Raw genomic sequence first — 20477 nt, 5'->3', positions numbered from 1 at the left:
CGGCCTTCGCTCAACCCGCGACCGGCTTCGACGCCTTGATCGAGTACATCAGCGGAATGCGGGGCCGGTCGGACGGGAAGCGGTGGAACCCGTCGGCGTGCCGCTCAAGGGCCGCGAACCGCTGGAAGAGCGAGGCGTCGTGCTCGTGCAGGAACTCGATCCGCAGTCCGGCGGCGGCCAGCGCCGACACCACGTCACCGACGGGGTGCTGCCACTCGACGCTCCGGTTGTGGACGGTCGGTGCGTCGAGGTCCGCGTACGTACCCGGCGTCTCGTCGACCCATGCGTCGCGGCTGAAGTAGTCGTACATGATCGTCGAGCCGGTCGCGTCGTCGAGACAGTCGGTCAGCGGATGGAACTCCGCGAGATAGAGGAATCCGCCGGGCGCGACGAGCGTGGCGGCGATCTCGGCCCAGCGGTGGGTGTCCGGCAGCCAGTTCAGCGCACCGACACCGGTGTAGACGATGTCGTACGAGGAGTCGGGGACGGCCTCCGACGCGTCGTGCACATCGGCGGCGACGAACGCCGCCCGGTCCGGGGTGAACCCGAGCTCGCGGGCCAGACCGCGGGCGGTCTCGACGGCCGGCTCGGAGAAGTCGAGCCCGACGACGTGTGTGGCGCCGTGCCGGGCCCAGGAGAGCGTGTCGACCCCTATGTGGCACTGAAGATGCAGCAGCGACTTTCCCGCGACGTCCCCGACCTCCGCGAGCTCGAACGCACGCAGCGCGTCCTTGCCCGCACGGAAGGCGTCGAGGTCGTAGAAGTCGCTCGCCGTATGGATCGCCACGCGCTCGTCCCAGCGCGCACGGTTGGCCTCGCGCCAGTCGTCCGGAGTCGGGGAGTACATGCCGGAAAGGTTATCCACAGGCTGAGGGCGATGTGAACGGAATTTCCGGGCCCGACGCAGAATGGGGGGCATGACTGAGATCACTGGCTCGACGACCGACTCCGTTCCGGCACCGACGACCGATTCCGTTCCGGTGTGGGAGCAGCGCTTCCGGGCGCCCCGGGTGTCGTTGCCCGACTGGGCGGAGGACGCGCCGGACCGTGCGCTGTTCGTCTCCAACGCGACGGGGACGTACGAGCTGTACGCATGGGACCGGTCGAGCGGGGAACAGCGACAGGTCACCGACCGGCCGAACGGGACGACGGACGGGTTGCTGACCCCGGACGGCGAGGCGATCTGGTGGTTCGACGACACCGACGGGGACGAGTTCGGGGTGTGGATGCGTCAGCCGTTCCACGGTGGTGGCGGTGAAGGGACGGCGGACGTGCCCGCGGCTCCCGGTCTCGCCCCCTCCTACCCGGCGGGGCTCGCGATCGGGCGGGACGGGACGGCGGTGGTCGGCCGCTCAACCGACGAGGACGGGACGACGATCCATGTCGTACGGCCGGGGTCCGTGCCCGTCGAGATCTACCGGCACCGCGAGTCGGCGGGCGTCGGGGACCTGTCGCACGACGGGACGCTGATCGCTCTGGAGCACACCGAGCACGGCGACGCGATGCACTCGGCGCTCCGCGTGGTGCGGCCGGACGGAACGACGGTCGCGGAGCTCGACGACACCAAGGGCGGTACGGAGGAGCTGGGGCTGACCGTGCTGGGCTTCGCGCCGGTGGCCGGGGACACCCGGCTGCTGATCGGGCATCAGCGGCGGGGGCGCTGGGAGCCGATGATCTGGGACCCGGTGGCGGGGACGGAGACGGACCTCGCGATCGATCTGCCCGGCGATGTGGGCGCCGAGTGGTATCCGGACGGCTCCGCGCTGCTGATCGTGCACGGCTTCGAGGCCCGCAGCGACCTGTGGCGGTTCGAGCCGGGCACCGACGCCGCTCCGGTACGCGTGGAGACGCCGGCCGGATCGGTGTCAGGTGCCACGGCCCGGCCGGACGGCACGGTGGAGTACCTGTGGTCGTCGGCCGCGCAGCCGCCCGTCGTGCGGTCCACGACAGGAGCGGTGGTGCTCGATCCGCCGGGTGCGAAGGCTCCGGAGTCGGTTCCGGTGGAGGACGTGTGGGTGGACGGCCCGGGCGGCCGGATCCACGCGCTCGTGCAACGGCCCGCCACCCCCACGGAGGGACCGCTCCCGACCGTGTTCGAGATCCACGGCGGCCCCACCTGGCACGACAGCGACGAGTTCGCGTCCGGGCCCGCCGCCTGGGTGGACCACGGCTACGCGGTGGTCCGGGTCAACTACCGCGGCTCCACGGGCTACGGGCGGGCGTGGACGGACGCGCTCAAGCACCGGGTCGGCCTGATCGAGCTGGAGGACGTCGCGGCGGTACGGGAGTGGGCGGTGAAGTCCGGGCTCGCGGACCCGGAGAGGCTGGTGCTGGCCGGCGGCTCGTGGGGCGGTTATCTGACCCTGCTCGGCCTGGGTACGCAGCCGGACTACTGGACGCTGGGCCTGGCGGCGGTCCCGGTCGGCGACTACGTCACGGCGTACCACGACGAGATGGAGGCCCTGAAGGCGATGGACCGCACGCTGCTGGGCGGCACTCCCGAGGAGGTGCCCGAGCGGTTCGAGGCTTCGTCGCCGCTGACGTACGTCGACGCCGTGAAGGCGCCGGTCTACATCTCGGCGGGAGTCAACGACCCGCGCTGCCCGATCCGCCAGGTCGAGAACTACGTGGACCGTCTGAAGGGCCGAGGCGCGGTGCACGAGGTGTACCGGTACGACGCGGGGCACGGCTCGCTCGTCGTCGAGGAGCGGATCAAGCAGGTGCGGCTGGAACTCGACTTCGCCCGACGGCACCTCGGGTAGTCGGCCCCACGGCACGGGCGTCCCGGGGAGCCGGCGCCACGACGCGGCGGCGTCCCGAGGCAGTCTGCGCCGCGGCAGCGCGTCCCGGGGGGCGGCGTCCGGGCCCGCGCCACGCCCTGGTGGCGCCCGGGCCAGGCGGGGCCCAACGCCACGTGTGGCCCCCGCCGCGCCCCGCCCGGCGGCGTCCCGGGCCCACCGCCGCCCCGCCCGGCGGCGCCCCTGGTAACCGGCGTCCTGGCCCGGGCGGGGGGCGGTGCTTGCGGCACCCCGGTCCGGGATGCCGGAGCGGGGACCGTACCGTGGAGGGGTGTATCGGTTCCTGCTGACCCCGCGATGGTGGGGGATCAACCTCTTCGCCGTCCTGGCCATCCCGTTCTGCGTCTTCATGGGCACCTGGCAGCTCGGGCGCTTCGAGGACCGCGTGCAGACACACGAGCAGGCCCAGGAGCAGCCCGCCCCGGGCAGCAGGGCCGCCGAACCGCTCGACGACCTCCTGCCGGTCGACAAGGTGACGTCCGGGCGCCCCGCCACCGCGACGGGCCGGTACGCCGACCAGTTCCTGGTGCCCGGCAGGGAACTGGACGACAAGAGCGGCTTCTACGTCCTGAACATGCTGCGCACCGACGGCGGCAAGGCGCTGCCGGTGGTACGCGGCTGGCTGCCCGGCAAGGCCGGGCAGACCGCGGTGCCCGCCGCTCCGACCGGTGAAGTCACCGTGACCGGCGACCTGCAGGCATCCGAGAACGCGGGCACCGCGGGCGTCGACCCGGCGGGCGGACTCCCGGACGGCCAGCTCGGCATGATCAGCGCCGCGTCGCTGGTCAACCTCGTCCCGTACGACGTGTACGACGCATGGGTGACGCTCCAGGACACCGACAGCAAGAGCACCGGCGCCAAGAACAACGGGGCCACTTCTCTGCGCCCCGTACCCGCCGTCGCGCCGCAGGGCAGTGGGCTCGACCTGAAGGCGTTCCAGAACCTCGGCTACACCGGCGAGTGGTTCGTCTTCGCCGCCTTCGTGCTCTTCATGTGGTTCCGGCTGGTCCGGCGCGAGGCGGAGGCCGCGCGGGACGTGCGGCTCGGCCTCGCGGACAATGCGGACACGGACAGTGCCTGAGAGCCTGCCGGGTGACCTCTGATCGGGCGGCCACGCGTGCTGACGCACATACGTGAGGGGCCCACCGGTTTCCACCGGCGGGCCCCTCACGTATGTGCGTCGTCGCTACGCCGACGGGGCGATCACGCCCGTCCGGTAGATCGTGCCCGCGCAGGCGTTGGGGATCCTAGCCTCCGCAACCGGCGAACCGGGCTCCGGAGTGTGCGTCACGGCGACGCTGCCGTCCAGCGTTCCACCACCGTCCTCGCCACCGAGCTGCGGGTCCGTCTGCGACGTCCCTTCACTGGTGCCGCCGCTGGTACCCACGGCGCCGTCGGTCGGCGTCGGGTCCGGCGAGCTGCCGGCGGTCGGGCAGGTGTCCTTCGGTACCCAGGCGAACTGGACCTCGTACATCATGGACGGCTTCAACAGAACCGCGCCCGCCTCCTGCGACGGGTCGGGCAGTCCGGCCGCCGGGTCGCCCGCGGTGTGCTGGACGACATCGATCCTGGCCGGGTCGGCCGCCCCCATCGTCTCGAAGCCCACGGTGCCGCTGCCGGTCACGGAGCAGTCCGTGCCGGAGATGTTGGAGATACGGAACGTGCCGTACACCGTGCCGTCGGCACCGGCGGCGCCCGCCTGCGCGGAGGCGATACCGAGCTGCCCCGGGTCACAGACCGGCATGGAAGCCGCCGCGGTCTCGGCGGGGTCGGCGCCTCCGCCCGACGCGCTGCCGCCGGTGCCCGTGCCGCCACTGCCCGAGGGGCTGCTGGTGCTGTCGGGGTGGCCGTCGGAGCCGTTGTTGTGTCCCGCGGTGCTGCCGCCGTGGCTCTTCTCGTCGGTCTCCGAACCGGAATCGGCGCCGTTGCCGCCCTGGGCCTGCTCACCGTGTCCGGCGATGGCCGGGTTGGCGGTGTCCGAGCCGGTGGAGCCGGCGACATGGACGAACGCGGGGATCGCGGTGCCGATGAGCAGCGCCGCCGCCGCCATGCCGACGACCGCCTGCCGCCGCCGGGCGCGCCGGGCGGGAACGGCACGCCGCAGGTGGTCGAGGGCGCCGTCGGTGGGCGCGAGGTCCTGGACGGCGCCGTGGAACATGCGGCGCAGGGCGAGCTCGTCCAGGTCCGGGCCGGCACTTCCGGGGGCGCCGGAACCGTCGTCGGAGTCCGTGCCGAAGAGCTCCGACTGACCTCCGTGCCGAGCCGTTTCGGTGGGGTCGTCGCCCCCGCCCCGCGCCTCCTGCGCGCCTGCCTCGGATGCGGCAGCCTCCGTGGAGGCGGCGTCCGCATCCGACTGCGGGTTCCGATCCCCGTTCGGCTGCGCGTTCGGCTGCGCGTTCGGAGTTTTCTCCGGCCCGTGGTTCACAATTCCGTTTCCAGTCCGGTCAATCCCACGCTCATGCGTGTGTCCCTGCTTGCGCTTGCGCCAGTTCATGCCTGGGCCTCCATCACGACGCGTAGCGCCGCGATACCGCGCGAACCGTACGCCTTGACCGAACCCAGGGATATGCCCAACGTATCGGCCACCTGAGCCTCGGTCATGTCCGCGAAGTAGCGCAGCACCAGTACCTCTCGCTGGCGCCGTTGCAGCCCCCGCATCGCTTTGATCAGCGCGTCCCGCTCCAGCTGGTCGTACGCGCCCTCCTCGGCGCTCGCCATGTCGGGCATCGGCTTGGAAAGCAGCTTCAGCCCGAGGATGCGGCGGCGCAGTGCGGAGCGCGACAGGTTGACGACCGTCTGGCGCAGGTACGCGAGTGTCTTCTCGGGCTCACGTACCCGGTTGCGCGCCGAGTGCACGCGGATGAACGCCTCCTGCACCACGTCCTCACATGACGCGGTGTCGTCCAGCAGCAGGGCCGCGAGGCCGAGCAGCGAACGGTAGTGGGCACGGTAGGTCTCGGTGAGGTGGTCAACGGTGGTTCCGGCTGCCACGCTCTGCTCAGCGCCCTCGCGCTGCGACGGCAACTGGGTGGTGCGCGCAGCGGGCATGGGCGCAATCACCGGCATACCGCCGGGTGCGCGGGGCCTTCGGAGCGGACGCACTGAAGCGCCCCGCAACGGGCCCACCACTGTGATATCGAGAACCTCTGCCACGCCAGTTGGACACGTTTCCCCCCGTCAGGGTTGTACGCGTACGGCACCGCGTTTGGCGCTGTGCGACATGCCCTCATACGTACCTGCTCTTCCCCAAATGCCACGATTGCGCCCCGCCGCGCAAGAAGTGACCGCATAGACGCGCGCTCCCCGGCCGCCGGTTCCAGCAGGGCAAAGGCCATCGTCGGCCACCGCAACGTCCCCGCTCAAGAGGTTCAGACCAGCAACTTGCTCACAGGCGGTCCACAGAGCGTACAGAAGCGGTCGGATCAGGTCCGGAGAAATTCCGCGGCCACTGTTTCGGCGATCTGCGCCACGTTCAGCGCCGCTCCCTTACGGAGGTTGTCGCCGCAGACGAACAGCTCCAGGGCGCGCGGATCGTCCAGCGACCGCCGGACCCGCCCCACCCAGGTCGGGTCGGTCCCCACGACGTCGGACGGTGTCGGGAATTCTCCGGATGCCGGGCTGTCGAAGAGGACCACGCCCGGCGCGGTCGCCAGGATCTCGTGTGCGCGAGCGACCGCGACCTCGTTCTCGAAGCGGGCGTGCACGGACATCGAGTGCGTCGCGATGACGGGTACGTACACACAGGTCGCCGCGACCCGCAGGCTCGGCAGGTCCAGGATCTTGCGGCACTCGTCGCGGATCGCCAGTTCCTCGGACGACCAGCCGTCCCCGGCGTCGGCCCCGGCCCACGGCACGACGTTGAGCGCCACCGGCGCGGCGAACGGCGAGTCCTCGGCGTCCCCGAGGGCGCGGCGTACGTCCCCGGGCCTGGTACCCAGTTCCGTCCCCGCGACCATCGACAGTTGTTCGCGCAGGGCCGCGACGCCGTCACGGCCGACGCCGCTCACCGCCTGGTACGAGGAGACGACGAGCTCCCGCAGCCCGAACTCGGCGTGCAGCGCACCGACCGCGACGATCAGCGACAACGTGGTGCAGTTGGGGCTCGCGACAATGCCGCGCGGCCTGATGCGTACGGCATGGGGGTTGATCTCGGGCACGACCAGTGGCACGTCCGTGTCCAGCCGGTACGCCGCCGAGTCGTCGATGACGACCGCGCCCTTGGACGCGGCGATCGGCGCCCATCGCGCGGACACCTCGTCGGGCACCAGGAAGAGAGCCACGTCCACGCCGTCGAACACGTCCTCGGTGAGTTCGAGGACCTCGGTCTCCTCACCGCGCACGACCAGCTTGCGGCCGGCCGAGCGCGGCGAGGCGATCAACGACACTTCGCCCCAGACGTCCGCGTGCTGCGAAAGGATCTGGAGCATGACGCCGCCGATCGCCCCGGTCGCGCCGACGACCGCGAGCGAAGGGCGGCGGGGTGTCATCGGCCGGTGCCTCCGTAGACGACGGCCTCGTCGGAGTCGCTGTCGAGACCGAAGGCGGTGTGCACGGCGCGCACGGCCTCGACGACGTCGTCGGCGCGGGTGACGACCGAGATGCGGATCTCGGAGGTCGAGATCAGCTCAATGTTCACACCGGCGTCGGACAGCGCCTCGAAGAAGGCCGCGGTGACCCCGGGGTTCGTCTTCATACCGGCGCCGACCAGGGAGATCTTCGCGATCTGGTCGTCGTAGCGCAGCGACTCGAAGCCGATCATGCCGCGGTTGCGCTCCAGGGCGTCGATGGCCTTGCGGCCCTCGGCCTTCGGCAGCGTGAACGAGATGTCGGTCAGACCGGTCGACGCGGCGGAGACGTTCTGCACCACCATGTCGATGTTGATTTCCGCGTTCGCGATGGTGCGGAAGATCGCTGCGGCCTCGCCCGGCTTGTCGGGCACGCCGACGACCGTGATCTTGGCCTCGGAGACGTCATGGGCGACTCCGGAGATGATCGCGTGCTCCACCTGCTGGTCCCCTTGCGGCTCGTTGCTGACCCAGGTCCCGCGCAGTCCGGAGAAGGACGAGCGGACGTGGATCGGGATGTTGTAGCGGCGTGCGTACTCCACGCACCGGTGCAGCAGCACCTTGGAGCCGGACGCGGCCAGCTCCAGCATGTCCTCGAAGGAGATCCAGTCGATCTTCCGGGCCTTCTTCACGACCCGCGGGTCGGCGGTGAAGACACCGTCCACATCGGTGTAGATCTCACAGACCTCGGCGTCCAGCGCGGCCGCGAGCGCGACGGCGGTGGTGTCGGACCCGCCGCGGCCGAGGGTGGTGATGTTCTTGCCCTCCTGGCTCACCCCCTGGAACCCGGCGACGATGGCGATGTTGCCCTCGTCGATCGAGGTCCGGATACGGCCCGGCGTGACATCGATGATGCGCGCTTTGTTGTGGACCGAGTCGGTGATGACGCCGGCCTGGCTGCCCGTGAACGACTGGGCCTCATGGCCCAGGTTTTTGATCGCCATCGCCAGCAAAGCCATGGAGATCCGCTCTCCGGCTGTCAGCAGCATGTCGAACTCACGCCCGGCAGGCATCGGTGACACCTGCTCGGCGAGATCGATCAGCTCGTCCGTCGTATCGCCCATCGCTGACACCACGACAACCACCTGGTTGCCGTTCTTCTTGGCATCGACGACTCGCTTGGCGACACGCTTGATGCCTTCGGCATCGGCTACGGAGGAGCCTCCGTACTTCTGCACGACAAGGCCCACGTGCGCTCCTCGCTCAATCCATTACTGCGGTCGACTCAGTTTAACGAGCAGTCCGGAATCGCCCCGCTGATATCGCATCGTGAGATGTCCCGCTCACCACGTGATCATCGGCGTGTCGCCCGGACTGCTCGTACGGGTCTGCTGCCCGGTGATCCGGGTAGCACGCCCGCATGTGGCTCAGCCCACACCGGGCAAGGTCCACGATCTCCGAGTCCGTCCCCTCCAGCGTGAACCGGAACCCCACGGACCGCCCCCGGAGGCCCCTCCTCTGCGAGAGCCCGCGCTGCGAGCCGTGCGCCGATGCCCGGGACAGCGCCGAGCGGTCCTGGGACCTGTTCACCATCGTCATGAGCGTGACGGGATTGGCGTCCCCCTCTCCGCAGCCGTGCATGCGGAGAGGGGGACGATCTCCATGCGGTCCGGATCGGACGGGGTGATCGAGGCGGTGGACGTGATCGTGTCCGTCGGGCAGGGGGCGGGGTGCTACTTCACCGGCCGCAACCCCAGCGGCCCCGCGATCTCCTCGGCCATGACCCGGCCCGCCTCCTCGGCCAGGTCTTCATCGCCCGCGTCCTGGTCCGTGTCCAGGCCGTCCAGCTCCTGGAGGGGCTGGTTCAGCCGGATGTGGGCGACCAGGGACTGAATGGCGCGCAGGGTCGCGGAGGCGGTGGAGCCCCAGTTGGAGAAGTACGAGAACTGCCACCACCACAGCGCCTCGGTCGTGCGGCCCGCGTCGTAGTGGGCCAGGCCGTGGCGCAGGTCCGTGACCAGGTCGGCCAGGCCGTCGGAGATGCGGTACGCGACCGGGGGCGTGCGCGGCTCGTACGGGTCGAAGACCTCGGAGTAGATGTCGATCGGTTCGAGGAGGGTCGCGTAACGCTCGCGCAGGCCGTCGGCGTCCGGTTCGGTGCCCAGGTCCGGCTCGTAGCGCTCGTCCGGGAGGACGTCCTCGTACGCGCCGAGCCGGCCGCCGGCCAGCAGCAGCTGGGAGACCTGGAGGAGCAGGATCGGGACGGCCTGTTCCGGCTCGTCGACCTTGGACACCTCGGTCACGGCGACGATGAACGTCTTGATCTGGTCCGCGATCTGGACGGCGAAGTCGTCCGGGTCCTGCGTGACGGAGTTCAGCGTGGCGTCAGACATCGAGGGGACCTCCCGTGGGCACGGTCGCGAACGGTGAGTAGAACATAGCGTCGCTGAACATAAAGCCGTCGTGAGACGTAGAGGTTTCGTCCGCACGGATCCCGGCCGTGGTGCAGGTGTCGTACGGGGCGGAGTCAGACATCCAGCAAGCGCCTCCCCTCGAAGGCGCGGCCCAGGGTGACCTCGTCCGCGTACTCCAGGTCGCCGCCGACCGGCAGCCCGCTGGCCAGCCGTGTCACCCGCAGGCCCATCGGCTTGATCATCCGCGCCAGGTACGTCGCGGTGGCCTCGCCCTCCAGGTTGGGGTCGGTGGCCAGGATCAGTTCCGTGATGGAGCCGTCGGCGAGCCTCGCCAGCAGCTCGCGGATGCGCAGATCGTCGGGGCCGACGCCCTCGATCGGGCTGATCGCCCCCCCGAGCACGTGGTAGCGGCCCCGGAACTCACGGGTCCGCTCGATCGCCACGACGTCCTTCGGCTCCTCGACCACACAGATCACCGTCTGGTCGCGGCGCGCGTCGCGGCAGATTCCGCACTGCTCCTCCTGCGCGACATTGCCGCACACCGAGCAGAACCGGACCTTTTCCTTGACCTCCAGGAGGGCATGGGCGAGGCGGCGTACGTCGGTGGGCTCGGCCTGCAGGATGTGGAAGGCGATCCGCTGCGCGCTCTTGGGACCGACGCCGGGCAGCCTGCCCAGTTCGTCGATGAGGTCCTGAACCACGCCTTCGTACAACGGAACGCCTTCCTGAGCTGATCTCTGAGCTGTTCTCCACGACTGCTGCTGTCGTGGTACGTACGGTAGTTGCTGTGCCGACGGATCAGAAGGGAAGGCCGGGCATGCCGCCCAGCCCCTGGGCCAGCGGACCCAGCTTCTGCTGCTGAAGCGCCTGCGCGTTCTCGTTCGCCGCCTGGACTGCGGCGACGACGAGGTCGGCGAGCGTCTCGGTGTCCTCGGGATCGACCGCCTTGGGGTCGATCACCAGGCTGCGGAGCTCGCCGGAGCCGGTGACGGTCGCCTTCACGAGACCGCCACCCGCCTGACCGTCGACCTCGGTCCTGGCCAGCTCCTCCTGGGCCTGGGCGAGGTCCTGTTGCATCTTCTGGGCCTGCTGCAGCAGCTGTTGCATATTGGGCTGGCCACCACCGGGAATCACGGTCACTCCTGGCATTTCGACGACAAATGTTTCGGTATGCCGAGCCTACGTGGTCGCCGGGAACCGCGCCCCACCCACTGGTGAGCACTCTTTCGGGTGAGATCCGGTCAACTGTGGCAAGACTCCTATACCTGATCACAGGCCCTGCACACCCGGGAATACCGCGATTTCGGCCCCACGCCCCACCATTCGGCGGTAGGAAGGGCATGGAGATCCGTACGTACGCGTACACCGTCCGTCACGCAGGGTTACACGGGCGGGACGGCCGGCCGCGTCGAAGTCCGCCCGCTGTCGCATACACGTGTCCCATACGTGCGTCCGGAACGTCGAAACGCAGAGTGCAGAGGAGTGCCCCGGTGAGTCAGCCGGAGATGCAGCCCGAGAGGGCGCCCCGCAACGAGTCCGGCGCGCCCGGTTCGGCCGTTCCGCCGGGCTCGGACCCGGGCTCCGGGTCGGACGCGGGGCCCCGCTCCGGCTTCCGTGCGCGGGGCCGGGATCTGACCGGAGAGCCGTTCCCGCTCGGCGACTGGGGCGAACCCGCGGAACGCCTCGACGAGCTGTACCGCTGGGTCGAGGCCGACGCGCTGCGCACCGCCGACTGGTATCTGAACGACCGGGTGTGGAAGCGGCGCGGTGCCAGGGGGCTGCGGATCGGCACGGCGGCCGGGGTGATCGCGGGCGCGGCCCTGCCGCTGCTCGATCTGACGGGCGCGCTGCACGGGGCGGCCGTCTGGGGCTATCTCTCGCTTCTGCTGGGCGCCGCCTGCATGGCCTGCGACCGGTACTTCGGCCTGACCTCCGGCTGGATAAGGAACCTCGCCACGGCGCAGGCCGTGCAGCGACGGCTTCAGGTGCTGCAGTTCGACTGGGCGTCGGAGTGCGTACGGGAGGTGCTCGGGCCGACCGAGGGGACGGCGAGCGAGGCGGCCGAGCGGTGCCTGGGGGTGCTGCGGCGGTTCTCGGAGGACATCACGGATCTCGTGCGGTCCGAGACCGCGGACTGGATGGTGGAGTTCCGGGCCGGGCCCGCTCCCATGGGGATGCAGGCACTGGTGTCGGGCAGTGGGATCGGCGGGCGCACGGAGCCGGGGGCGGCGCCGGGGCGGTTCCCGATGCAGTCGATGACCCGGCCGAACATGCCGCGGCAGCGCCCACCGGAGTCACCCCGGTGACGGTGGTCCCGGTGGGCGGTGACCCCGGTGGGCAGTGACCTCGGCGGTCCCGGCCGCCGCGTCAGCTGAAGATGATCATGGAACCTTGGGCGAGGCTGCGGGTCGCCGCCGCGTGCAGGCCCAGCCAGACGTGCCGCTCCCGGGCGAACGGGCTGTCGTCGTACGGAATCGGGCTCGCCGGCTCCTCCAGCGAGGTCGGCGCGACGGGCGGCAGCGGGGCGGTCGGCGGGTTCGCCGGGTCGATGCCGATGGCCGGGGCGACGTACTCCAGCTCCCGCAGCAGCCCGTGCGCCGAGCCGAGTGGGCCGCCGCCCTCCAGCAGCTGGTCGTTGGAGAGCGGGGAGGGGAAGTCCACGGGGACGTACGCCCCCGCATGGTCGTAGTGCCAGACCAGGTGGGACTGCCGCGCCGTCGACTCGAACATTTCCAGCAACTGCTCGTAGTCGCCGCCCAGTTCGTCGACCGGTGTGACGGCGAGACCGCTCAACTGCAGCAGATAGGCGCGGCGCAGGAAGTGCAGTGCGTCGTAGTCGAAGCCCGCGACCGGGGCCACATCGCCGGTCAGACCCGGCATGTAGGCGTAGACGGGTACGGCCGGGAGTCCGGCGTCGCTCAGCGCCTTGTCGTAGACGGCTATCTCTTCGGCGAACGGGTTGTCGGGGCTGTGGCACAGCACATCGACGAGGGGGACCAGCCACAGGTCACAGGCCACGAAGTCTCGCTCTCCCACGGGTTCTCGCGCGGTGCGCGCGATGGTCGGGACAGCGTAATGCGAGGGGGGCGTCGCGCACAGTGGTCCTTCATGACCGACTGTGGAACACCGCGCCGACAGGCTCTCAGCCGCCGTGCCTCGGATGCGGCGGGTCGCCGGCCGCCAGCCGCTCCACCCAGCTCAACGCGTGGGCGTTGTGGCTGTCGATCACCGCGCGCACCGCGTCGCGGTCCCCGAGCGTGATCGCCGCGACCAGGTCAGGGTGGCCGCTCCAGAGCCAGTCGCGCACATCCACGTCGCTGCGGAGGTACGGCACGGCGAACACCCAGGCCTGGATGCGCAGCCGGTGCAGGAAGTCGGTGATGTACCCGTTGCCGACGAACGCGCCCAGCTCACGCCAGAAGCGCAGGTCGTACCCGATGAGGATGTCGAGGTCACCGCCCCGTGCCGCCCGTGCGGCCTCCTCGGCGCGGCGGCGCACGGAGACCAGCGCGTCGCGGTACTTCGCCGCCTGCGCGCCCTTGGGGCGGACCGGCCGGCCGAAGACGGTGCGGATGACTCCGTCGATGACCAGGGTGCGGGCCTCGACCATCGCCCGGAAGTCGTCCACGGTGAACTCGTGCACCCGGAACCCGCGGTGCTGGTCGGATTCGAGCAGGCCCTGCGCGGAGAGATCGAAGAGCGCCTCGCGGACGGGTGTCGCGGAGACCCCGTACTGCTCGGCGATCTGCTTGACGGTGAACTCCCGCCCCTGCTGCAAACGCCCGGCGAGCACCTCGTCACGCAGCGCGTCCGCGATCTGCTGTCGCAGCGTACTGCGGGTCACCGTTCCGCTCGCGCACATGGCGACCCTCCCTTTTCGGCTTCCGGTCACCTTAAGCCAGGGCCGGTGTGCCCGGATCCGGGCACGGGGGAGGGACGCCATGCGGATGGCCCGTGAAAGTGCGGGCGGAGTGCGTCAGACGGTGTGCTCGTCCGCGACGGACAGGGCCAAGTCCAGGGCCGCCAGCCCCTCCTTGGCCTCGGCCTCCGTGACGTTGCAGGCCGGAACGGCATGGGTGCGGTTCATGTTGATGAAGGGCCACAGGCCGTTCTTCTTGCACGCCGCGCCGAACGCCGCCATCGGCGCATTGGCCTCGCCGGCGGCGTTGTACGGAACCAGCGGCTCGCGGGTCTCCTTGTTGCGGACCAGGTCCAGCGCCCAGAACGCGCCGAGGCCGCGCACCTCGCCGACCGACGGGTGGCGTTCGGCGAGCTCGCGCAGGCCGGGGCCGAGGACGGTCTCGCCGATGTGGGCGGCGTTCTCGACGACCTTCTCGTCCTCCATGACGCCGATGGTGGCCACCGCTGCGGCGCAGGCCAGCGGGTGACCGGAGTACGTGAGTCCGCCCGGGTAGGGGCGGGTCTCGAAGGTGGCGGCGATCTCGGCGGAGATGGCGACACCGCCGAGAGGTACGTAACCGGAGTTGACGCCCTTGGCGAAGGTCATCAGGTCGGGTGTGACGTCGAAGTGCTCGGCGGCGAACCACGTGCCGGTGCGCCCGAAGCCGGCCATCACCTCGTCGAGGATGAAGACGATGCCGTACCGGTCGCAGATCTCGCGGACGCCCGCGAGGTAGCCGGGCGGCGGCGTCATGATGCCAGCCGTCCCGGGGATCGTCTCCAGGATGATCGCGGCGATGGTGGCGGGCCCCTCGAAGGCGAGGGTGTCCTCCAGGTGCTGGAGGGCGCGGGCGCACTCCTCGGCCTCGGTCTCGACGTAGAACGGCGAGCGGTAGAGGAACGGCGCCCAGAACCGTACGACGCCCGCCGAGCCGTTGTCGGACGGCCAGCGGCGCGGGTCCCCGGTCAGGTTGATCGCGGTGGAGGTGGCGCCGTGGTACGAGCGGTAGGCGGAGAGCACCTTCGTACGGCCGGTGTGCAGCCGGGCCATCCGGACGGCGTTCTCGACGGCCTCGGCGCCGCCGTTGGTGAAGAAGATCTTGTCCAGGTCACCGGGGGTCCGCTCGGCGATGAGGCGTGCGGCCTCGGAGCGGGCCTCGATCGCGAACGCGGGAGCGAAGGTGGCGAGCTTGCCCGCCTGCTCCTGGATCGCGGCGACGACGGTGGGGTGCTGGTAGCCGATGTTGGTGTAGACGAGGCCGCTGGTGAAGTCCAGGTAGCGGTTGCCGTCGTAGTCCCAGAAGTACGCCCCCTCGGCGCCGGCGACGGCGAGCGGGTCGATCAGGCCCTGGGCGGACCAGGAGTGGAACACGTGCGCGCGGTCGGCGGCCTTCACGGCCGCACCGGCCGCGGAGTCGACCTGCGGAGCGTGGGAGGCATGGGAGGCATGAGGGGTCATGCGGCGAGCGTAGGTCGTGCGGTGAGCGGCTCGACATGGCCATCTTGTATGGCGTGGGGCGGTTTGGTGGGCAGGGTGTCGGGTCGGCGCGGGGGCGCCTCAATGACAGCATCCTGTCGACATGACAGCATGTTGTCATCACAGTCCCCTCATGGCGCTTCATCCACAAGGTTTCATCCACGAGAATTCGTCCACGAGGTTCTCGCCCGGGAGGTCGTCTTGACCCGCAAGATCGTGCACCTGGCCGTCTACGACTCCTACGCCGACTGGGAGACCGGCCACACCACCGCGTATCTCGCCCGCAACGGCTTCACCGTGCGGACGGTCGGTCCCACCACCGACCCCGTGACCACCCTCGGCGGCCTCCGCGTCCAGCCGGACCTCGCCCTCGCCGATGTACGCCCCGAGGACAGCGCGCTGCTGATCCTCACCGGCGCCGACCTCTGGGACGGCGGCGACGAGCTCGCCCCCTTCGCCCGTACCGCCCGCACCTTCCTGGACGCGGGCGTGCCGGTCGCCGCGATCTGCGGGGCGACGGCCGGACTGGCCCGCGAGGGGCTGCTCGACGACCGCGCGCACACGAGTGCCGTCTCCTTCTGTCTCGCGGCCACGGGGTACGCGGGCGGTGCCCGGTACGTCGAGGCGGACGCGGTGACCGACGGAGACCTCATCACGGCGGGGCCGACGGAGCCGGTCGCGTTCGCCCGCGAGGTCTTCGCGCGCCTCGGGGTGTACGAGGGCAAGAAGCTCGACGCCTGGTACCGGCTCTTCCACGACTCGGACGCGAGCGCGTACGAGGTGCTGGAGGGATGAGCCGCGAGCAGCAGGACGCGCTCAGCCGTACGGCGCTCGGCGTGTTCCGGCTGAACGGCCAGTTCCTCGCCGTCTCGGAGGAGCTGGCCAGACCTGCCGGACTGACCGCGGCATGGTGGCAGGTGCTCGGGGCCGTGCTGGCCGAGCCGTTGCCCGTGTCCGGGATCGCCCGGGCCATGGGAATCACCCGGCAGAGCGTGCAGCGGATCGCGGATCTGCTGGTGGGCAAGGGGCTTGCGGAGTACGTGCCGAATCCGGCCCACCGGCGCGCGAAGCTGCTGCGTCCCACCGAGGAGGGGCGGGCGGTGGTGTCCCGGATCGGCCCCGGCCACGCGGATTTCGCCGCGCGACTGGCGCAGGAGCTGGGAGCGGAGGGGTTCGCGGAGACGGTGCGGGTGCTGGAGCGGCTGTCGGTGGCCGTCGACGCCGTGACCGACGCACAACCCACCACACCCGGCGCGTGAGCCCGAGCCCGTCCAGCGGTTGAACCCGGCCCGCCCGGCGCTCGGGGACGGAACCGGCAGCGGCCGGGACCGGCGCCCGGGCGGACTGCTGGGGCGTGACGTGCGCCGCTATTCTCGACCCGTCCGGCGTGTCGCCGTACGGGGGAGGTCGCACACCGTGACTCCTCCCCTCGTAAACGAGGCGGCTTCTCACTCGACCACAAGGGATCTCATGACGGCCAAGCCCTGACCGCTGCCGAAGCAGAACCGCGGCGTACCACGCCGCTTCGCGGCTACGATCATCAGGATGCGTTTCCCGCCCGGCCTGAAGGCCGGGATTCCCACGCGAGGTCAGAGATGGAAAAGCTCGGATCCACCGACCCGCAACGCATCGGCGCGTACCGCCTGCTGGGGCGGCTCGGCGCGGGTGGCATGGGGCAGGTCTATCTGGCCCGGTCCGACCGGGGCCGTACCGTCGCGATCAAGCTGGTCCGTCAGGAACTCGCCGAGCAGCAGGAGTTCCGCGACCGGTTCCGCCAGGAGGTGGAGGCCGCCCGCCGGGTCGGCTCGGCGTGGACGGCCCCCGTGCTGGACGCCGACACCGAGACCGCCGTGCCGTGGGTCGCGACCGGGTACGTCGCCGGGCCGTCCCTCCAGGTCACCGTCTCCGGGCGGGCGGGCGCGACGGTGGGGCCGGCTCCGGGGGCCTTCGGTCCGCTTCCCGAGCGTTCGGTCCACATCCTGGGTGCCGGGCTGACCCGCGCGCTCCAGGCCATCCACTCCGCCGGGCTCATCCACCGTGACCTCAAGCCGTCCAACATCCTGCTGACGATCGACGGTCCGCGGGTCATCGACTTCGGCATAGCCCGGGCACTGGACACGGTCACCGACGGGGGTCTCACCCGCACCGGGGCACTGGTCGGTTCGCCCGGTTTCATGGCGCCGGAGCAGGTGCGGGGCGAGCGGGTGACCGCGGCGTGCGATGTGTTCTGCCTCGGCTCGGTGCTGGTGTACGCGGCGACGGGCAGGCTTCCCTTCGGCGGGGCGGACAACGAGGTCCATGCGCTGATGTTCCGGATCGCGCAGGAGGACCCGGACCTGACCGGTGTCCCGGTGGACCTGGTCGACCTCGTCCGGGACTGCCTCCTCAAGGACCCCGCCGCCCGGCCGACGACGGACGCGATCCTGGAACGGCTGGCGGAGGACGAGCCCGCCGAACCGTGGCTGCCGGGCGCGCTCCTCGCCCAGCTGGGCCGTCACGCGGTGGAGTTGCTGGATTCGGAGGACCCGGAGGAGCCGGAACGGCCCGCGGAACCGGCTGACCCGTCCGGTCCGCGCGACGCGGTTCCCGCGGCTGCGGAACCACCCGCCCCGCAGCCGCCCACGCCGCAACCTCCGGCCCCGCAAATACCCGGCGGAGTCCACGCGATGCCCACGACGATCGGCACCTCGACCCCCGTACCGGGCCCTGCCCCCGCGTACGGCCACCCGCCGTTGCCCACCCAGCCGCACCCCGGCCAGGGGCAGCCGTACGGCTACGGATATCCGCAGCACCAGCCACCACAGCCCACCGGCTTCGGCTCCACGCCTCCGTACGGCCCCTTCCATCCCGCCTCCGCCCCGCAGCCCGAACCGGTGCGCCGCAGGGCGGGTTCGACCGTCGCTCTCATCGTGGTCGCCGTGATCGTCGCGATCGGTGCGGGCGGTTCGGTCTACGCGCTCATGAGCGACGACGCCACGAAATCCAGCGTGTCCCAGGGCAGTTCGCCCAGCCCGTTCACGTCCGACGACCCGTCCGGGGAACCGTCGGACTCCCCCTCCACCGATGTTTCCCCGTCCCCCTCCGACGAGGAGAAGAACGGTGACGGCTCCATACCCGAGGGCTACCTCGGTACCTGGTCCGGAAGCATCGACAACGCCGCCGGTCACTCGACCCGCGAACTCGTCATCCAGCAGGGCAAGGTCGGCCGGACCGTCCTCACTCTCACCGCGGAGGGTCCGATCGACACCGGCGGCACCTACCGCTGCGTCTTCCAGGCGGACCTGACCGAGGAGCCGTCGCCCGCCGGACCGATCCGCATCGGCCCCTCCACGATCATGCTCGGCGAACCCATGACCTCCTGCACCCCCGGCAAGGCCACCACGCTGACCCTGCTCCCGGACGGCACCCTGCGCCGCGAGAACCCGGACACCGGCGAGAAACTCACATACACGAAGACCGGCTGACGGGTTCAGCCGAGCAGCGCTCCGGCCGCGTTGAGCAGCAGCGTATGGACGAACCGGCCACCTGCCCCCACGCCGTCCACGTCCGTGACTCCAGGATCTCCGACAGCCCCGCCTTCGCGGTCGCCCCCGACGCCTGGTCGACGTTCCACACCTGCGGTCTGAAGACTCTTCGCGCGGTCGTGCACTGCCGGCCCCCGCCTCATTGCGCGGCTTGTCCGACTGTGGGTGAATGCGGCAACAGTCGGTTGCCCCACCCCGTCGGGCGTGGGGCATGGGGTGGGGACAGAAGCATGAGTGGACGACGCACAGCCGGATACGGACGGGTGGCTCTGATGGCCGCCATCGCCGCCGTTGCCGCGACGCTGTCCGGGGTGACAGCCTCCGCCGCACCGATGCCGGTTCCGCAGGACATCAACGGCGACGGCTACCAGGACCTGGTGGTCCCCGCGCCGGGAGCCACGGTCGCGGGCCGCGAACGGGCCGGGAGCCTCGTCGTGCTGTACGGGTCCGCCAAGGGCGTGTCCGCCTCCAGACGTGCGGTGATCACGCAGAATTCGGCCGGGGTGCCGGGCACGGCCGAGGCCGGCGACCTGTTCGGCGCCTCCAGCGCGCTCGCGGACCTCGACCACGACGGCTATGCGGACCTGGTGGTCGGGGCGCCCGGCGAGGATGTCGGCACCACGCTGGACTCGGGCGCGGTGTACGTCCTGTGGGGCAGCAGGAAGGGCCTGGTCTCCGGCGCCGCGTTGCCGACGCAGGTGCTGAGGCGCTGGGGCGCGGGCAAGGACGTGGCCGCGGTGTCCGGCCCGGGCGAGGCGCGGGTCCTGATCGCCAACTGGAACTTCACCGCCGAGCTGACGGGGCCGTTCACCCGGGGTGGCGGAGTCGGTTCGTCCGTGCCGAACGAGGACATCGGCTGGATGCGCGCCGTCGCCTACGGTGATGTGAACGGCGACAAGGTGGCCGAACAGCTCCATGTCACCAACCGGGCGAACGGGAGCAGTGGGGGCCGGGTGCTGGTGAATCCGGTGCCGGGGACGTACCCGCCTCCGCTCCTGGAGGGCGAGGGGCTCAACGTCGCGGTGGGGGACGTGAACGGGGACGGTTACGGGGACGTCGTCGCCGGTGACCCGGATGAGCCGAGCGATGTGGGGCCGATCGGTCACATGGGCGGGTCCGTCTCCGTGTGGTTCGGGTCGGCGAACGGAGTCCCCCTGGACAAGACCCCCATGACGTTTCATCAGAACACGGTCGGCGTGCCCGGTTCGAGCGAGCGCCACGACGAATTCGGCGCCGCGGTGGCCGTGGCCGACCTGGACAAGGACGGGCTCGCCGACATCGTCGTGGGCGCACCGGGCGAGGGGATCGGCACCAAGGGCGGTGCGGGCACGGTCACGGTCGTACCCGGTCGCCGTACGGGGCAGCTGGGCGCCGGCTCGTACACCTTCAAGCAGGACACCCCCGGCGTGCCGGGCACCCCGGAGCCCGGCGACTCCTTCGGCTGCACGGTGACGGCAGGGGACCTCACCCGTGACGGCAGGCCCGAGATCGCCGTGGGCGCGTGCGAGGAGGACGGGCGCGGCGCGGTCTGGGTGCTGCCGGGCGGGAAGACCCGGCCGGTGTACACGTCGGCGGTGTCCTTCGGTACGGGCTCACTGGGGCTGCCGGCTGTCGGCGGAACGCTGCTGGGCGGCGACTGGCAGCGGTGACGGGTGCTGATGGGGAAGGGCCCCGCACATGGTGCGGGACCCTTCCGCGTTGCGGTGCGCTGTGCTGGGGTCAGCTCTGCGCGGTCTTCTTGCGGCGCCACCGGACGACGGCACCGGTCGGCCTGCGGGTCCGCGAGCGGATCAAGCGGACCGGGCTGCTGCTGAAGGGCGTGTTCCTCGCGCTGTGGGTAGGGCAGTGGCTGCTCTCCG

The 20477-nt window shown here is 70.9% G+C and carries 19 protein-coding genes; 7 read left to right on the top strand and 12 right to left on the bottom strand.

Annotated features, from left to right (window positions below):
* Window positions 1–10: 10 nt before the first annotated feature.
* Window positions 11–847, bottom strand: a complete 837-nt coding sequence (locus AB0I23_RS15335) for a class I SAM-dependent methyltransferase (protein WP_359109675.1) — start codon at window positions 845–847, stop codon at window positions 11–13.
* A gap of 70 nt (window positions 848–917) precedes the next feature.
* On the opposite strand from AB0I23_RS15335, the gene AB0I23_RS15330 reads away from it, so the two are divergent.
* Together AB0I23_RS15330 and AB0I23_RS15325 are read left to right on the top strand one after the other, a co-directional pair.
* Window positions 918–2762, top strand: coding sequence for a S9 family peptidase (locus tag AB0I23_RS15330; RefSeq protein WP_359109674.1), 1845 nt, complete (start codon window positions 918–920; stop codon window positions 2760–2762).
* 307 nt (window positions 2763–3069) lie between these two features.
* Window positions 3070–3879, top strand: coding sequence for an SURF1 family protein (locus tag AB0I23_RS15325; protein ID WP_359109673.1), 810 nt, complete (start codon window positions 3070–3072; stop codon window positions 3877–3879).
* 105 nt (window positions 3880–3984) lie between these two features.
* On the opposite strand, the gene AB0I23_RS15320 is transcribed toward AB0I23_RS15325, so the two are convergent.
* The 7 genes from AB0I23_RS15320 to AB0I23_RS15290 all read right to left on the bottom strand — a co-directional run bounded on the left by AB0I23_RS15320 (window position 3985) and on the right by AB0I23_RS15290 (window position 10851).
* The gene (locus AB0I23_RS15320; protein ID WP_436846943.1) at window positions 3985–5223 is read right to left on the bottom strand and encodes a hypothetical protein; all 1239 of its coding nucleotides are present in this window, start codon (window positions 5221–5223) and stop codon (window positions 3985–3987) included.
* Window positions 5224–5288: 65 nt separating this feature from the next.
* Window positions 5289–5864 carry a SigE family RNA polymerase sigma factor gene (locus tag AB0I23_RS15315; RefSeq protein ID WP_359109671.1) on the bottom strand — a complete coding sequence of 192 codons (576 nt, stop codon included), beginning with the start codon at window positions 5862–5864 and terminating at the stop codon, window positions 5289–5291.
* Window positions 5865–6220: 356 nt separating this feature from the next.
* The gene (locus AB0I23_RS15310) at window positions 6221–7285 is read right to left on the bottom strand and encodes an aspartate-semialdehyde dehydrogenase (protein WP_359109670.1); all 1065 of its coding nucleotides are present in this window, start codon (window positions 7283–7285) and stop codon (window positions 6221–6223) included.
* A complete protein-coding gene (locus AB0I23_RS15305; RefSeq protein ID WP_359109669.1) occupies window positions 7282–8553 on the bottom strand; it encodes an aspartate kinase in 1272 nt (423 codons plus the stop codon). The genes AB0I23_RS15310 and AB0I23_RS15305 overlap by 4 nt, the downstream gene beginning before the upstream one ends.
* A gap of 483 nt (window positions 8554–9036) precedes the next feature.
* Complete coding sequence (locus tag AB0I23_RS15300; protein ID WP_359109668.1) at window positions 9037–9696, bottom strand: DUF5063 domain-containing protein; 660 nt, start codon at window positions 9694–9696, stop codon at window positions 9037–9039.
* A 134-nt stretch (window positions 9697–9830) separates the two neighbouring features.
* Window positions 9831–10430 (bottom strand): recombination mediator RecR, encoded by a 600-nt coding sequence (gene recR / locus AB0I23_RS15295; RefSeq protein ID WP_359109667.1) that lies wholly within the window; start codon window positions 10428–10430, stop codon window positions 9831–9833.
* Between the two features lie 85 nt (window positions 10431–10515).
* Complete coding sequence (locus AB0I23_RS15290; protein WP_078839945.1) at window positions 10516–10851, bottom strand: YbaB/EbfC family nucleoid-associated protein; 336 nt, start codon at window positions 10849–10851, stop codon at window positions 10516–10518.
* Window positions 10852–11222: 371 nt separating this feature from the next.
* Here AB0I23_RS15290 and AB0I23_RS15285 point away from each other — a divergent pair, with 371 nt between their 5' ends.
* The gene (locus tag AB0I23_RS15285; protein ID WP_436846942.1) at window positions 11223–12023 is read left to right on the top strand and encodes an SLATT domain-containing protein; all 801 of its coding nucleotides are present in this window, start codon (window positions 11223–11225) and stop codon (window positions 12021–12023) included.
* A 61-nt stretch (window positions 12024–12084) separates the two neighbouring features.
* On the opposite strand, the gene AB0I23_RS15280 is transcribed toward AB0I23_RS15285, so the two are convergent.
* The 3 genes from AB0I23_RS15280 to AB0I23_RS15270 form a co-directional block, all read right to left on the bottom strand.
* Complete coding sequence (locus tag AB0I23_RS15280; RefSeq protein WP_359109817.1) at window positions 12085–12735, bottom strand: hypothetical protein; 651 nt, start codon at window positions 12733–12735, stop codon at window positions 12085–12087.
* A 124-nt stretch (window positions 12736–12859) separates the two neighbouring features.
* Window positions 12860–13579, bottom strand: coding sequence for a GntR family transcriptional regulator (locus tag AB0I23_RS15275; protein WP_359109665.1), 720 nt, complete (start codon window positions 13577–13579; stop codon window positions 12860–12862).
* 114 nt (window positions 13580–13693) lie between these two features.
* Window positions 13694–15076 carry an aspartate aminotransferase family protein gene (locus AB0I23_RS15270; RefSeq protein WP_359109664.1) on the bottom strand — a complete coding sequence of 461 codons (1383 nt, stop codon included), beginning with the start codon at window positions 15074–15076 and terminating at the stop codon, window positions 13694–13696.
* 219 nt (window positions 15077–15295) lie between these two features.
* Here AB0I23_RS15270 and AB0I23_RS15265 point away from each other — a divergent pair, with 219 nt between their 5' ends.
* The 3 genes from AB0I23_RS15265 (at window position 15296) to AB0I23_RS15255 (ending at window position 18558) form a co-directional block, all read left to right on the top strand.
* A complete protein-coding gene (locus AB0I23_RS15265) occupies window positions 15296–15889 on the top strand; it encodes a DJ-1/PfpI family protein (protein WP_359109663.1) in 594 nt (197 codons plus the stop codon).
* Entirely contained in the window at window positions 15886–16353 is a 468-nt protein-coding gene (locus AB0I23_RS15260) for a MarR family winged helix-turn-helix transcriptional regulator (RefSeq protein WP_359109662.1), read from the top strand. Before AB0I23_RS15265 ends, AB0I23_RS15260 begins: the two co-directional genes overlap by 4 nt.
* Window positions 16354–16689: 336 nt before the next feature.
* Entirely contained in the window at window positions 16690–18558 is a 1869-nt protein-coding gene (locus AB0I23_RS15255; RefSeq protein WP_359109661.1) for a serine/threonine-protein kinase, read from the top strand.
* 5 nt (window positions 18559–18563) lie between these two features.
* On the opposite strand, the gene AB0I23_RS15250 is transcribed toward AB0I23_RS15255, so the two are convergent.
* Window positions 18564–18707, bottom strand: coding sequence for a hypothetical protein (locus tag AB0I23_RS15250; RefSeq protein WP_359109660.1), 144 nt, complete (start codon window positions 18705–18707; stop codon window positions 18564–18566).
* 141 nt (window positions 18708–18848) lie between these two features.
* On the opposite strand from AB0I23_RS15250, the gene AB0I23_RS15245 reads away from it, so the two are divergent.
* Window positions 18849–20267 carry an FG-GAP repeat protein gene (locus AB0I23_RS15245; protein ID WP_359109659.1) on the top strand — a complete coding sequence of 473 codons (1419 nt, stop codon included), beginning with the start codon at window positions 18849–18851 and terminating at the stop codon, window positions 20265–20267.
* Window positions 20268–20477: the final 210 nt, after the last annotated feature.

The sequence above is a fragment of the Streptomyces atratus genome (genome assembly GCF_040655115.1).
In the GTDB taxonomy this organism is placed as follows: Bacteria; Actinomycetota; Actinomycetes; order Streptomycetales; family Streptomycetaceae; genus Streptomyces; species Streptomyces atratus_D.
Note: the sequence above shows the minus strand (reverse complement) of the source record. Positions and strands in the feature narration are given on the sequence as shown.